12 protein-coding genes are annotated in these 13,486 nt (G+C 71.6%); 7 read left to right on the top strand and 5 right to left on the bottom strand.

Going from position 1 to position 13,486, the window contains the following annotated elements:
• Nucleotides 1-22 precede the first annotated feature (22 nt).
• Nucleotides 23-1,753: an N-acyl-D-amino-acid deacylase family protein gene (locus tag VGL30_RS11085; protein ID WP_331539879.1), complete on the top strand. Its 1,731-nt coding sequence runs from the start codon at nt 23-25 to the stop codon at nt 1,751-1,753.
• A 5-nt stretch (nt 1,754-1,758) separates the two neighbouring features.
• Here VGL30_RS11085 and VGL30_RS11080 read toward each other — a convergent pair whose 3' ends face one another.
• Nucleotides 1,759-3,084: an MFS transporter gene (locus VGL30_RS11080; RefSeq protein WP_331539877.1), complete on the bottom strand. Its 1,326-nt coding sequence runs from the start codon at nt 3,082-3,084 to the stop codon at nt 1,759-1,761.
• A gap of 207 nt (nt 3,085-3,291) precedes the next feature.
• Between VGL30_RS11080 and VGL30_RS11075 the strand changes: the two genes are divergently transcribed.
• The 3 genes from VGL30_RS11075 to VGL30_RS11065 all read left to right on the top strand — a co-directional run bounded on the left by VGL30_RS11075 (nt 3,292) and on the right by VGL30_RS11065 (nt 6,614).
• A complete protein-coding gene (locus VGL30_RS11075; protein WP_331539875.1) occupies nt 3,292-4,245 on the top strand; it encodes an alpha/beta hydrolase in 954 nt (317 codons plus the stop codon).
• A gap of 232 nt (nt 4,246-4,477) precedes the next feature.
• Nucleotides 4,478-5,746 (top strand): MFS transporter, encoded by a 1,269-nt coding sequence (locus VGL30_RS11070; RefSeq protein ID WP_331539873.1) that lies wholly within the window; start codon nt 4,478-4,480, stop codon nt 5,744-5,746.
• Nucleotides 5,747-5,864: 118 nt separating this feature from the next.
• The gene (locus VGL30_RS11065; RefSeq protein ID WP_331539871.1) at nt 5,865-6,614 is read left to right on the top strand and encodes an SDR family oxidoreductase; all 750 of its coding nucleotides are present in this window, start codon (nt 5,865-5,867) and stop codon (nt 6,612-6,614) included.
• Between the two features lie 55 nt (nt 6,615-6,669).
• On the opposite strand, the gene VGL30_RS11060 is transcribed toward VGL30_RS11065, so the two are convergent.
• From VGL30_RS11060 to VGL30_RS11050, 3 genes are all read right to left on the bottom strand, one after another.
• Nucleotides 6,670-7,200, bottom strand: coding sequence for a hypothetical protein (locus tag VGL30_RS11060; RefSeq protein ID WP_331539869.1), 531 nt, complete (start codon nt 7,198-7,200; stop codon nt 6,670-6,672).
• Between the two features lie 94 nt (nt 7,201-7,294).
• On the bottom strand, nt 7,295-7,483 hold the full coding sequence (locus tag VGL30_RS11055; protein WP_331539867.1) for a hypothetical protein: 189 nt from the start codon (nt 7,481-7,483) through the stop codon (nt 7,295-7,297).
• Between the two features lie 84 nt (nt 7,484-7,567).
• A complete protein-coding gene (locus VGL30_RS11050; protein WP_331539865.1) occupies nt 7,568-8,479 on the bottom strand; it encodes an SDR family NAD(P)-dependent oxidoreductase in 912 nt (303 codons plus the stop codon).
• A 188-nt stretch (nt 8,480-8,667) separates the two neighbouring features.
• On the opposite strand from VGL30_RS11050, the gene VGL30_RS11045 reads away from it, so the two are divergent.
• Together VGL30_RS11045 and VGL30_RS11040 are read left to right on the top strand one after the other, a co-directional pair.
• Nucleotides 8,668-9,249: an isochorismatase family cysteine hydrolase gene (locus tag VGL30_RS11045; protein WP_331539863.1), complete on the top strand. Its 582-nt coding sequence runs from the start codon at nt 8,668-8,670 to the stop codon at nt 9,247-9,249.
• Nucleotides 9,250-9,272: 23 nt separating this feature from the next.
• Entirely contained in the window at nt 9,273-11,321 is a 2,049-nt protein-coding gene (locus VGL30_RS11040; RefSeq protein WP_414694977.1) for an NAD(+) synthase, read from the top strand.
• Nucleotides 11,322-11,324: 3 nt separating this feature from the next.
• On the opposite strand, the gene VGL30_RS11035 is transcribed toward VGL30_RS11040, so the two are convergent.
• Nucleotides 11,325-12,326, bottom strand: a complete 1,002-nt coding sequence (locus tag VGL30_RS11035) for an amidohydrolase family protein (protein WP_331539859.1) — start codon at nt 12,324-12,326, stop codon at nt 11,325-11,327.
• A gap of 204 nt (nt 12,327-12,530) precedes the next feature.
• On the opposite strand from VGL30_RS11035, the gene VGL30_RS11030 reads away from it, so the two are divergent.
• A partial coding sequence (locus VGL30_RS11030; RefSeq protein ID WP_331539857.1) for a CaiB/BaiF CoA-transferase family protein occupies nt 12,531-13,486 on the top strand: 956 nt, incomplete at its 3' end.

Here is a 13,486-nt window from a genome sequence, read left to right as displayed (position 1 = left end):
ATTTGACGGAGGGACCCCGGCCGTGAGCGAAGTGGACCTGGTCATCCGGGGCGGCCTGGTTCTCGACGGAACCGGCGGCGATCCCTTCGAAGGTGATGTGGCGGTCCGCGGCGGCAGGATCGTCGAGGCCTCGCGCCAGGTCGCCGACCGCGGGCGCGAGGAGATCGACGCCAGGGGCGCGGTGGTCACCCCGGGCTTCGTCGACGTCCACACCCACTACGACGGCCAGGCCACCTGGGATTCGCGGCTCAACCCCTCCTCCGCCCACGGGGTCACCACCGTGGTCATGGGCAATTGCGGGGTGGGCTTCGCGCCCTGCCGCGCGAGCCAGCACGGCGACCTGATCCGGCTGATGGAGGGGGTCGAGGACATCCCCTTCCCGGTGCTGGCCGAGGGCTTGGCGTGGACCTGGGAGACCTTCCCGGAATACATGAACGCGCTGGACGCTCGGCCGCACGACATCGACATCGCCGCCTATGTCCCCCACGCGCCCCTGCGGGTCTACGTCATGGGCGAGCGGGCGCTGCGCCATGAGGCCGCCACCGAGGCGGACAAGGCGGAGATGGCCCGCCTGCTGATCGAGGGGATGAGCGCCGGGGCGCTCGGCTTCGGCTCCTCCCAGACCGTCATCCACCGCTCCAGCGACGGCCAGCCGACCCCCACCCTGGCCGCCGAGGAAAGCGAGTACCTGGCGCTGGCCCTGGCGCTGAAGACCTTCGGCAAGGGGATCATCCAGTTCGTCGCCGACTGGGATCGCCCGGAGGCGGTGTTCGGCATGCTGGTGCGGCTGATGGAGCAGTCAGGCCGCCCGGTGACCTACAGCCTGGTGCAGAACCATGGCGATCCGGTCCGCTGGAAGCGCCAGCTGAAGTGGACCGGCGAGGCCAACGACCGCGGCCTGAAGATCACCGCCCAGGTGCTGCCACGGCCAGTGGGCTTCCTGCTGGGCCACGCCCTGACGCTCAACCCGTTCTACAGCACCCCCACCTACCGGAAGCTGGGCGAGCTGCCGTTCGACCGGAAGATCGCCGAACTGAGCAAGCCGGAGGTGCGCGCCGCAATCCTCTCGGAGAGCAACGACCCCGCGCCCAACAACATGCTGGGCCTGCGGGTGCGCAACTTCACCGACATGTACCCCCTGGGCGCCGCGCCCGACTACGAGCCGGCGGCGGAGACCTCGATCCTGGCGCAGTCGCAGGCGCGCGGGATCGCCCCGGAGGCGCTGGCCTACGACCTCCTCATGCAGGACGAGGGCCGCAACATGCTGCTGCTCGCCGCGGCCAACTATGCCGACAAGAGCCTCGACTTCGCCGCCGAGATGATCGGGCGGAACGACACCGTGCTGGGCCTCGGCGACGGCGGGGCGCACCTGGGCACCATCTGCGACGCCACCTACACCACGTTCTTCCTCAAGGAATGGCCGCAGGCCCGCGCGGGGCGCGCGCGCATGGCGCTGCCGGGCGTGGTGCGCGAGCTGGCCCGCAAGCCCGCCGAGGCGGTGGGGCTGCTCGACCGGGGGCTGATCGCCCGCGGCTTCAAGGCCGACCTCAACGTCATCGACCTCGACAGGCTGGCGCTCGGCCGGCCGGAGATCGTCCGCGACCTGCCCGCCGGCGGCCGCCGGCTCACCCAGCGCGCCGAAGGCTACCTGGCCACGATCGTGGCCGGCCGGGTGATCCAGCGGGACGGAGCGGCGACCGACGCCCTGCCCGGCCGCCTGGTGCGGGGACCGCAGGCCGCGCCGCCGGCCTGAGCGCCTCAGGTCCCCTGGGCTGCGATGGCTTCGCGCGCGGGCTTGAGGCTGAAGCAGAAGATCACCAGCGCCACCACGCCCAGGACGCCGGTCATCAGCGCTATCGACAGCCCGACCTTCGCCGGGTCGCGGAACACATGCTCGGTCAGGAGCGCTACGATCAGCGGGCCCAGCGTCATGCCGAGGATGTTGAACACCATGGTGAACAGGGCCGTGGTGCGTCCGCGGAACTCCACCGGCGTCGACAGCTGCAGGTGTCCGACCGCCGGGCCGGTGAACGGCAGCAGCAGGAATATGAACGCCAGCAGGCCGAAGGCGTAGGCCGGCCGGTCCACGACGGTGAACGCCAGCACCGTGGCCAGGGTGGTGACCGGCAGCCCGATCACGTAGTAGCGCAGGTGCGCGTCCTTCACCCCGCGCGAGAACCAGCGGTCGGCGACCCAGCCGCCGCCGACGAAGCCGACCATGCCGAAGCCCCCGGCGACCAGGCCGAGGTAGAGCCCGATCTCGCTCATGTGCATCCCGAACCGCCGCTCGAAGAAGGTGGGGGTCCAGCCGCCGACGCCGTAGGAGAGCATGGCGATCAGGCCGAAGCCCAGGAAGTGCAGCGTCAGGTAGCGCCAGCGGCTGCGCAGGAAGGCGCCAAAGCCGTCCCCCCCGGCGACGGCGGGGGCCGGCTGGGCGGCGTGCGCGGCGGCGTTGCGGGTTTCGCGCGGGATCAGGAAGATCAGCGGCGCCAGCAGGACGCCCGGCGGCCCCAGGATCAGGAAGACCAGCTGCCAGGGCTTCACGTCGCCCAGGACCGGCAGGGTCACGCCGCCGATGCGCACGGCCCAGTCGACCAGCCGGCCGCCGACGATCTGCGAGATCGGGGTCGCCAGCGAGGCTCCGGCCCCGAAGATCCCCAGCGTGAGCGCCATGCGCCGCTTGGGAAACGCCGCGCCCAACATGCGGTAGGCGGCGGGCGAAAGGCCGCCCTCCCCGACGCCGACGCCGAACCGCGCCACGGCGAGCTGCCAGAACGAATTGGCCAGGCCGCACGCTGCGGTGGCCAGGGACCAGCCGGTGATGCACAGGTAGATGACGCCGCGTCGCGACCACCGATCCGCCAGCCAGCCCAGCGGGAACGAGAACACCGCGTAGAACAGGCCGAAGGACACGCCGTACAGCAGGCTGACCTGCACGTCGGAGATGTGCAGGTCCTCGCGGATCGGGCGCACCAGCAGGCCGATGATGCCGCGGTCGAGATAGGACAGCACGATCATCACCAGCAGGACGCCCAGCGTAAACCACGCCTTGCCGCTGATGCGGTCGTCTTGCGGTTCGCTCAAAGTCTCGCCCCCTTCGCACCGAACCGCCGCAGATCCTGCGTCGCCGCCGGCCGCCCTGTCGCTGTTCCCCATCGGATCGGCCGCTATCTCCGTGGACGCCGGCGGAACGGTCAAGTCCTGCGGCCGTGGGCGCGCGTCGAAATCCGGAGGCGAAACGGTATACGCTTCCTCAAAGACGCTCCGACCGAAGGAAGAAGGACGAGCAGGATGAACAATCGGCGCCTCGTGGACCCGGAACTGGCGGCGCTGATCGCGCTGATGCCCGCCATGGAGTTCACGGCCGACGGCGTCGCGGCGGTGCGCGAGCAGATGCTTGTACGCCGCGCGGCGGTTCCCGTTCCCCAGGGCCTGCCGGTGTCGATGGAGACGCGGACCGTCGAGGGTCCGCCCGGCGCGGCGGCGGTCAGGCTCACCGTCTACCGGCCCACCGAGGCGACGGGCGCGCGCCCGGCCGTCTACCACATCCACGGCGGCGGCTATGTCCTGGGAGACTCGGCGATGATGGAGCCGAAGCACCGGCCGCTGGCGGTGGAGCTGGGCTGCGTGATCGTCTCGGTGGACCACCGCCTGTCGCCGGAGACCGCCCATCCGGGCCCGCTGGAGGATTGCTACGCCGGCCTGAAGTGGCTGCACGCCCACGCCGCCGAACTGGGGGTCGACCCGGGCCGCATCGGCGTGATGGGCGAGAGCGCCGGCGGCGGCCTGGCTGCGGCCCTGGCCCTCTACGCCCGCGACAGGGGCGAGGCTCCCCTCGCCTTCCAGCACCTGATCTTCCCGATGCTGGACGACCGCACCTGCACCCGCCCGGACCCGCATCCCTTCGTGGGCGACTACGTCTGGAACCGGGCGCAGAACCTGTTCGGCTGGACCTCGCTGCTGGGCCAGGCGCCGGGCGGCGAGGACGTGCCGCACTACGCCGCCCCGGCCCGCGCGCCGGACCTTGCGGGCCTGCCCCCCACCTTCATCTCAGTGGGGGCTCTCGACCTGTTCCTGGAGGAGGACATGGAATACGCCCGCCGCCTGACCCGGGCCGGCGTGCCGGTGGAGCTGCACGTCTATCCCGGCGCCTACCATGGGTTCAGCGGGGCGGTGGAGGCGCGTGTCACCCGGCAGTCGGAACGCGACAGCCTGGAGGCCCTGCGCCGCGCCATGCACGGATAGAGTTCGCCTCACGATCGCGCTTCCCCGTGGGCGGCGCCGTCGCTACGATCAAGCTGAGGAGCCGTCAGTTGCGTCAGGCGGACCGGCGAGCGGAAAGGTCTGCCATGATCGAGTTCAGTCCCTACTACGCCGTAGGAGCGCACGCCTGAGGCCAACGGCCGCCGCGGCGGCCCCGCCTTCATCATAAAACCGAGCGCTGCTCACGGCGCCGATCTCCCCGGGAGGAGAACATATGCCGGCGGCTGAACAGTCGAATATCCGAAAGATCTACGCCCTGGTCCTCCTGACCCTGGTGGCGTCCGTCAGCCTGATGGACCGCACGGTGATGGTCATCCTGCAGGAGTCGATCCGGCACGAGTTCCATCTCAGCGATTCGCAGATCGGCCTGATGAACGGCCTGGTGTTCTCCGTCGCCTACGCCGCCGTGACCCTGCCGTTCGGGGTGCTGGCCGACCGCGTCGAGCGCAGCCGCCTGCTGGCCGTATGCCTGGCGTTCTGGAGCGCGACGACCGCCGTCTGCGGCCTGGCCGGGAACTTCCTGCAGTTGCTCGCCGCCCGGCTGGCGGTGGGCGCAGGCGAGGCGGCGGGGCACCCGGCGACGGTGTCGATGGTCTCGGACCTGTTCCCGGCCAAGCGCCGGGGGACGGCGCTGGCGGTCTATTACCTGTCGGTCCCCATCGGGGCGGGCGCCGCCCTGGTGGGAGGCGGGCTGATCGCCGGGGCCTACGGGTGGCGCACGGCGTTCGTGGCGGCCGCCATCCCGGGCTTCCTGCTCGCCCTGCTGCTGGCCTTCACCCTGCGGGCGCCGCCGCGGCGCACCGCCCAGGGCGCGACCGCCAAGCCGCCGCCCTTGCGCGAGGTGCTGGCGTTCGTGCTCACCCAGCGCGCCCTGGTGCAGATGATCATCGCCATGACCATCAGCGCGCTGGCGGCGGCGGCGGTGGGCGCCTGGGCGGCCAGCTTCTTCCTGCGCTACCATGACATGAGCGTGCGCGAGGTGGGCCTGGTCCTGGGGCCGCTCAACGCGGTCGCCGGCGTCGTCGGCATGCTGGCCAGCGGGCTGATCGCCGACCGGATCGGGCGCCGCGATCCCCGCCGCGCCCTGTGGCTGATCGCCGGCGCCATGGCGCTGCACTCCCCAGCCCTGGTGATCGCCTTCACCATGCACGAGCAGAGCTTCATCCTGGCGGGCTTCGGCCTCTACCTGGCCATCCACTACCTGTCGATTCCGGCGGCCCTGGCGGCCACCCAGAACCTGGCCGGCGCGGCGCGGCGGTCCACCGTCGCCGCCCTGGTGGTGATGTCGACCACCCTGTTGGGATCGGGCCTGGGGCCGCTGGTGACCGGGGTGGCGAGCGACCTCCTGAAACCTTACGCGGGCGCGGAATCCCTGCGCTGGGCGATGCTGGGCGTCTCGCTGCTGGGATTCTGGTCCGCGCTCCACGTCCTGGCCGCCTTGCGCACCTACCGCGAGGACCTGGTGCGGGCCGAGGCGTCCTGACGCCGGCGCCGAATGCAGGCCGGGCGGCGGAAATCCAGTTGGGCCGCCCGAAGAACCTAGCTATCGTCAGTTCAACGCCCGCGGAGGCGGGTCATTCCTGAAGAACGAGGGGGAAGCCTTGGGGCGTCTCGACGGCAAGACAATCGTAGTGACCGGCGCGGGCCGCGGGCTGGGACGCCAGCTGATCCGGCGTTTCGTCGAGGAGGGCGGGCAGGTGATCGCCGCCGCCCGCAATGCGGCGCGCCTGATCCAGGCCGTGGAGCCCCTGGGCGGCAGGGCCATCGCGGTCGCGGCCGACGTGGGCGAACCCGACGACGTGGCTCGGCTGTTCGCCGAGGCCGACAAGCGGTTCGGCAAGCTGGACGCCCTGATCAACAACGCGGCGATCTACGACTTCTTCCGCATCGCGGACGCCGAGCCGGCGCGGATCCGCACCACGGTGCACGCCAACCTGCTGGGGCCGATGCTGTGCACCCGGGCGGCCATCCCGCTGCTGCGCAAGGCCGGCGGCGGCGACATCATCAACGTCTCTTCCGAAAGCGTCCGCAACCCCTACGCCTACCTGTCGGCCTATGCCGCCACCAAGGCCGGGCTGGAGAACTTCTCCCAGGGAATGCGCACGGAGCTGCGGCCCGACAACATCCGCGTCACGGCCCTGCGTCTGGGCGTGATGGACGACCCGGACCGCGACGCCACCGGCATGGACCTGGAGACCCAGATCGGCTTCGCCAAGGCAAACCAGGCGGCGCTGGCGGCCTCGGGGACCAGCAAGATGTCGTTCGACAGCGTGGCCCACGCGATCATGGACATGCTGACCATGCCCGCGGACATCGCCTACGACATGGTGGAGCTGCGCCCCTGCCTCTGAGGCGCCGAGGGCGCTTTCCCCCGCCCCCTGGGGCAGGCACGACCCAACATTGAACCTATGTCGGGCGTACGGGGGTCCGGGCGCAAGCCGGCCGGGGCGCGCCGGCGGCGTGGGCCGGGCCCGGATCGTTGGCGGGGTCGGCGGGAAGGCCGAGGCCGGCGCGGATGCGGGCGATGCACGCCTCCACGGGACCGTCGGCGAAGGCGTCGAACAGCGCCTCCTCCTCGAGCCGCTCTTCCAGTTCGTCCAGCAGGCGCTCGGCCTCGTCGGTTTCGGTCTCGGCGTAGACTTGGCGGGCGAGCGTCGCCCGCACCTGGTCCTTGCGCTTCTCGACCTTGCGCTCGGTCAGGACACGCTCCTCGCGTATCGCCTGCCGCCGTTCGCCGGCGAGCCGCGATTCCAGGGCGAGGGAGAGGCGCACCGAGCGCGAGATGCGGTGGAAGGCCAGGGCGAGCGCCTGGGCCGCCTCATCCGTCTGGGCCGCCCCGGCCTTGGCCGCCAGTTCGCGGGCGAGGGTCAGCCCGAGCTCGGCGAGCTCGGCCAGGACGCGGCCGTGCCGCTCGGACATCTCCGGGGTGGAGGACATGAACAAAAAGAGAACACATGGCGGGCGGATCGTCAAGGTTTTTCGCGACCGCCCGCGCGCGCGTCGGGGAGGCTGCGGCCTGGAAGGCGCGGGCTTAGAACCGGATGTCGTGCGGCGCGTCCGGCGCGTCGTCATTGGCCGGGCGGCCAGCGGGCGGGGCGCCGTGCAGGCCGACCATGGCGGAGATCTCCAGCGCCACGTGCAGCGGCAGGACGGTGTGGATCCACACCTCGATGGAGCCGTCGCCGAAGTTGCGCAGCACGGCGTTGGGGGGCGTGGACATGGGGCGCGCTCCTTGTTCCGGACGCACCCTAACGATTCGGCGTGACGGCCCGACGACGGTGGGGCGTGGGGGCGCGTCAGCCGCCTACACCGGATCCCAGCAGAACACCTCGGACGAGCGCTTCAGGGGCACGAAGCTGGACTGGAGCATGGGCATCAGTTCCTGCTCGATGGTCTGCGGCGTCCAGCCCTCGCTCTTCTGGGCGGAGCGCAGCACCTGCGGGCGGGAGAACAGGAACACCTCGTTCTTGCGCACCCCGAAGATCTGGCCGCTGACGTCCCTGGCCCCGTCGGAGCAGAGGAACACCACCATCGGGGCGATCTTCTCCGGCGTCATCTGCTTCATCCGCTCGACCCGCAGCTGCTGCTCGGGCGTGTCGGACGGGATGGAAGCGGTCATCCGGCTCCAGGCGAAGGGGGCCACGCAGTTCGACCGCACGCCGAAACGCTGCATGTCCAGCGCGATGGAGGTGGAGAGGCCGACCACGCCCATCTTGGCGGCCGAATAGTTGGCCTGGCCGAAGTTGCCCACCAGGCCCGAGGTGGAGGTGAAGTGGACGAAGGACCCGGACCCCTGCTCCTTGAAATAGGGGGCGGCCGCCTTGGAGACGTAGAAGTAGCCGTTCAGGTGGACGTCGATGACGCTGTCCCAGTCCACGTGGCTCATCTTGTGGAAGATGACGTCGCGCAGGAAGCCGGCGTTGTTGACCACCGCGTCGATCCGGCCGAACGCCCCCACCGCATCCTCGATCACGGAAGTCGCCCCCGCCGGCTCGGCGATGCTGGCGGTGTTGGCCGCGGCCTCGCCGCCGGCGGCCTTGATCTCGTTCACGACGTCGAGGGCCGGGCCCTGGTCGGCGCCCTCCCCGCTGCCGGAGCCGCCGTAGTCGTTGACCAGCACCTTGCCGCCCTCCGCCGCGCAGGCCAGCGCGATCGCCCGGCCGATGCCGCGCCCCGCGCCCGTCACCGCGACGACCTTGCCTGTCAGCGCTCCCAAGGCGAACTCTCCCGATCTGCCGGTCGCCCTGCATCCCCGCGGGGCGGCGCCGCTGTAGCAGACCGCGGGACGCGGCGCAGCCGAAAGCGGCGGACAAATCACGGCGGGCGCATCGCGGCGGAACAGGAAGGCGCGGCGGATCATTCCTGCGGCGAGCGAGCCCGCTCGCGCCACGGGAGACTCCAACCTTGCCCACCGCCCAGATCGAGCGGCCCGCTCCCGGGTCCGTGGCGCTGCTGGTCATCGACATGATCAACGACCTGCAGGGCGTCGAACACCTGCGGGGACCGGCGGAGGCGGCGGCGCGGGTGATCGAGCGGCTGCGGGCCGACGCCGACCGGCTGGGCGCGCCGGTGGTCTACGTCAACGACCACTTCGGCCAATGGCATTCCGAGCGCTCGCGGCTGGTGGAGCACGTGCTGGACGGCGCGGGGCGGGAGCTGGCGCGGCGGCTGGCGCCCCGCGAGAACGATTTTTTCGTCATCAAGCCGCAGTTCTCCGGGTTCTACTCGACGAACCTGCCGGTGCTGCTGCCGAAGCTCGGCGCCACCCGCCTTGTCTTGACGGGCGTGGCGGCGGATATCTGCGTGCTGTTCACCGCCGCGGACGCGCACATGCGGGACTACCAGCTCTGGACGCCGGCCGACGCCGTGGCGAGCGCCAGCGACCAGCGCACCGCCTGGGCGCTGGAGATCATGCGCGACAGCATGGACGCGGAGATCCGTCCGACGGACAAGTTCTCCCTCGCCGAATGGGTCGGCGGCGGATAAGGCGAAGGTCCGGGGAGCGCACCTTGTCCGACACCTTCTTCGCCCTGCACCGGCACGGCTTCGTCCGTGCGGCGGCCTGCACGCCCAAGGTCCTGCCGGGCGACCCCGGCTTCAACGCCGCCGAGACCCTGGCCCTGGCCAGGGAGGGCCATGCGCGCGGCGTCGACCTGATGCTGTTCCCCGAGCTGGGGATCTCGGCCTACGCCATCGACGACCTCCTGCTGCAGGACGCGCTGCTGCAGCGGGTCGAGGCGGAGCTGGCCGGGCTGGCGGAGGCCAGCCGCGAACTCGCCCCGGTGCTGATCGTCGGCGCGCCGGTGGGCCGCAACGGGCGGCTCTACAACTGCGCCGTGGTGATCAGCCGCGGCCACATCCTGGGCGTGGTCCCCAAGAGCTTCCTGCCCAATTACCGGGAGTATTACGAGAACCGCTGGTTCGCCCCCGGGGCCGGCGTGACGGGGCTGGACATGCGGCTGGCGGGCCAGGCGGTCCCGTTCGGGACCGACCTGTTGTTCGCGGCCTCGGACCTGGCGGACTTCGTGTTCCATGCGGAGATCTGCGAGGACTTCTGGTCGGCGACGCCGCCCTCGACGCAAGGGGCGCTGGCCGGGGCGCTGATCCTCTGCAACCTCTCGGCCTCCAACATCGTGGTGGGCAAGGCCGACGAGCGGGCGATGCTGTGCGCCTCGCAGTCGGTGCGCTGCCAGGCGGCCTACCTCTATTCGGCGGCGGGGCCGGGGGAGAGCACCACGGACCTGGCCTGGGACGGCCAGGCCTCGATCCACGAACTGGGCGCCCTGCTGGCCCAGACCGACCGCTTCCCGGCCAAGGCGCAGATGGCGGTGGCCGACGTCGACGTGGAGCGGCTGCGCCTGGAGCGGATGCGCACCCCCACCTTCAACGCCGCCGCGGCGGCCGCCGGCCATCCGGAACGAGCCTTCCGGCGGATTTCGTTCGAGCACCAGCCGGCGTTCGACGACGTCGGCCTGCTGCGGCCCGTGGACCGCTTCCCCTTCGTGCCCAACGACCCGGCCCGGCTGGACAAGGACTGCTACGAGGCCTTCAACATCCAGGTGCAGGGCCTGGCCAAGCGGATCACCGCCACCAAGACCCAGCACATCGTCATCGGGGTGTCGGGGGGCCTGGACTCCACCCACGCCCTGATCGTGGCGGCCAAGGCGTTCGACGCTGTGGGCCTGCCGCGCGCGAACATCCTGGGCTTCACCATGCCGGGCTTCGCCACCAGCGAGGGGACCAAGGCCAACGCCTGGGCGCTGATGCGGGCGCTGGGGGTGACGGGCGAGGAGATCGACATCAAGCCCGCCGCCCGGCGAATGCTGCAGGACCTGGGCCACCCGTTCGCCGACGGGGAGCCGGTCTACGACATCACCTTCGAGAACGTGCAGGCGGGCCTGCGCACCGACTACCTGTTCCGGCTGGCCAACCAGCGGGCGGGCTTCGTGCTGGGCACCGGCGACCTGTCGGAGCTGGCGCTGGGCTGGTGCACATACGGCGTGGGCGACCAGATGAGCCACTACAACGTCAACGGCTCGGTGGCCAAGACGCTGATCCAGCACCTGATCCGCTGGGTGGTGAAGACCAGCCAGTTCCACAATTCGGCCGACGCGACCCTGCTGTCGATCCTGGACACCGAGATCTCGCCCGAACTTGTGCCGGCCGACGCGGGCGGCGCGATCCAGAGCACCCAGGCCAAGGTGGGGCCCTACGAACTGCAGGACTTCAGCCTGTTCCACATCACCCGCTTTGGCCTGCGGCCGTCGAAGGTGGCGTTCCTGGCCTGGCACGCCTGGCGCGACGTCAAGAAGGGACCCTGGCCGAGGAACTTCCCGGACGACCGGCGCAACGCCTACAGCCTGGCGGAGATCAAGACGTGGCTGGGGGTGTTCCTGTTCCGCTTCTTCGAGATCAGCCAGTTCAAGCGCTCGGCCATGCCCAACGGGCCCAAGGTGATCTCCGGCGGGGCGCTGTCGCCGCGGGGCGACTGGCGCGCGCCCTCCGACGGGACGGCGCGGGTGTGGCTGGACGAGCTGGCGGCGAACGTGCCGGACTGAGGCTCAGAGCGCCGGCAAATTGTAGACGCGCGCCGCCGTGCCGCTGAACAGGGCGGTCTTCTCGGCGGCGGAGGCGCCTGCGGCCAGGCGCTTGAAGGCGTTCCACAGGCGGCGGTAGCTGCCGGCCAGGCCGTCGACCGGGAAGTTGCTCTCCAACATGCAGCGTTCGGCGCCGAACAGATCGACGCAGGTGTCGAACAGCGGCTTCCAGAGGGCGGCCATGGCCTCGGAGGAGGCCTGGCCGCCGCCGGCGATGAGGCTGGGCGAGATCGTCGGCAGGCCCATGCCGCCCAGCTTCATGACCACGTTCGGTCGCCGGGCCACCTCGGCGAGGTCACGCCGCCAGGCCTCGAGGGTCTCCTGCGGCCGTTCGGCGAAGCCGCCGATGGCCGTGTAGCCGCCCACGTGGTCGAGGACGATGGTCAGGTCCGGCAGGGCGGCGGCGAAGTCGGCCAGTTCGGCGAGCTGCGACTGGAACAGCCAGGTGTCGAACACCAGGCCGCGCCGGACGAGCTCGCGGGCGCCGGCGCGCAGGGCGGGCTCGGCCAGGCGGCGGGGCGGAACGAGGCGGAAGCCGGCCGTCGCCCCCGGGTCCTCGGTGAAGATGACCATGTTGCGCACCCCGCGGAAGCGGCCGCGGCCGGCCTCGGCGTGGGCGTCCAGCACCTCGCCCGCCGCCTCGCCCAGCATCAGGTCGGCGTAGGCGACGATCCCGGCGCAGACCTCCGTCGCGCCGACGCGGCCCGCGGAGGCCACGGCGAACTCGGTCTCGCCGACCGGGCGCATCGCCTCGGGCCCGCCGGCGCGGTAGGCGGAATGGCATTCCATGTAGACGGTGGCCACGACGTTGTGGCCCTGCGCGTCGGCGACGAGGTCGGGGGCCATGTAGTCGCGGGGGTAGCCGTAGAGCGGCCGGTCGCGGCGCCACAGGTGGTGGTGGGCGTCGACGATGGGCAGGGCGGGCTCGAGCGCCGGCTCGTCCTGCACGTCCGGATCCTTCGGCATGGTCGTCTCCCCGCGGCGCCCTCCCCTTCGACCGACGCGACGCCCCGGGGGAGTGGCGCCCAGGCTAGGACATGCCGCGGCCCCGCGCCATCCTCTGGCGGCGGCGCGCCGGGCGACGCGGCCAGGACCACCCGCAGTTGACTGGAGGGCGCAGCGGCGCGATCCCGGGAACCGGTTGAGGCGGCGAGACGGGAGACGTGACGGATGACTGCGCAAGGGCCGCTCGCCGGCGTGAAGGTGGTGGAGTTCGCCGGCATCGGGCCCGGGCCGTTCTGCGGCATGCTGCTGGCCGACATGGGGGCGGACGTGGTGATCATCGGCCGGCCCGACGGCGGCAAGCCGTCACGGGTGGTCGCGCGGGGCAAGACCTCGCTGACGCTGGACCTGAAGAGCGAGGCCGGGCGGGCCACGACCCTGCGCGCGCTGGCCGCCGCCGACGTGCTGATCGAAGGCTTCCGGCCCGGCGTCATGGAACGGCTGGGGCTGGGCCCGGAGGCGGTGCAGGCGCTGAACCCGGGGCTGATCTACGGGCGGATGACCGGCTGGGGGCAGACGGGGCCGATGGCGGCGACCGCCGGCCACGACCTGAGCTACATCGCGGTGACCGGGGCGCTGGCGGCCATGGGCTCCCCCGACCGGCCGCCGACCCCGCCGCTGAACCTGGTGGGCGACTACGGCGGCGGCGCGCTCTACCTGGCCATGGGCGTCTGCGCGGCGCTGTTCGAACGCAGCCGCTCGGGCAAGGGCCAGGTGATCGACGCGGCCATCGTCGACGGGGTGGCCTCGCTGATGGGCTCGCTGATGGCCTTTCCGCCGGCAGGCCGGTTCCTGGACCGCGAGCGCAGCGTGATGGGCGGCGCCTCGCCCAGCTACCGCTGCTACCGCTGCGCTGACGGCCGGGACGTGGCGGTGGGCGCGCTGGAGCCGCAGTTCTTCGCCGTGCTGCTGCGCCTGCTGGAGCTCGACCCGGCCGGCGTCGGCGACCGCCACGACCGGGCGGAGTGGCCGCGGATCAGCGCCATGATCGGCGCGCGCTTCGCCACCCGCCCGCGGGACGAATGGGCGGCGCTGTTCGCCGACACCGACGCCTGCGTGAGCCCGGTGCTGACCATCGACGAAGCGCCCGCCCACCGGCAGGTCGCCGAGCGGGGACTGTATGT

Source organism: Phenylobacterium sp. (assembly GCF_036502675.1).
Classification (GTDB): Bacteria; Pseudomonadota; Alphaproteobacteria; order Caulobacterales; family Caulobacteraceae; genus Phenylobacterium.
Note: the sequence above shows the minus strand (reverse complement) of the source record. Positions and strands in the feature narration are given on the sequence as shown.

Bases quoted from the DNA above. Each gene is read 5' to 3' on its own strand.
- VGL30_RS11075 (WP_331539875.1), top strand. From the start codon at position 3,292: ATGAACAATCGGCGCCTCGTGGACCCGGAACTGGCGGCGCTGATCGCG.
- VGL30_RS11070 (WP_331539873.1), top strand. From the start codon at position 4,478: ATGCCGGCGGCTGAACAGTCGAATATCCGAAAGATCTACGCCCTGGTC.
- VGL30_RS11060 (WP_331539869.1), bottom strand. From the start codon at position 7,200: ATGTCCTCCACCCCGGAGATGTCCGAGCGGCACGGCCGCGTCCTGGCC.
- VGL30_RS11055 (WP_331539867.1), bottom strand. From the start codon at position 7,483: ATGTCCACGCCCCCCAACGCCGTGCTGCGCAACTTCGGCGACGGCTCC.
- VGL30_RS11035 (WP_331539859.1), bottom strand. From the start codon at position 12,326: ATGCCGAAGGATCCGGACGTGCAGGACGAGCCGGCGCTCGAGCCCGCC.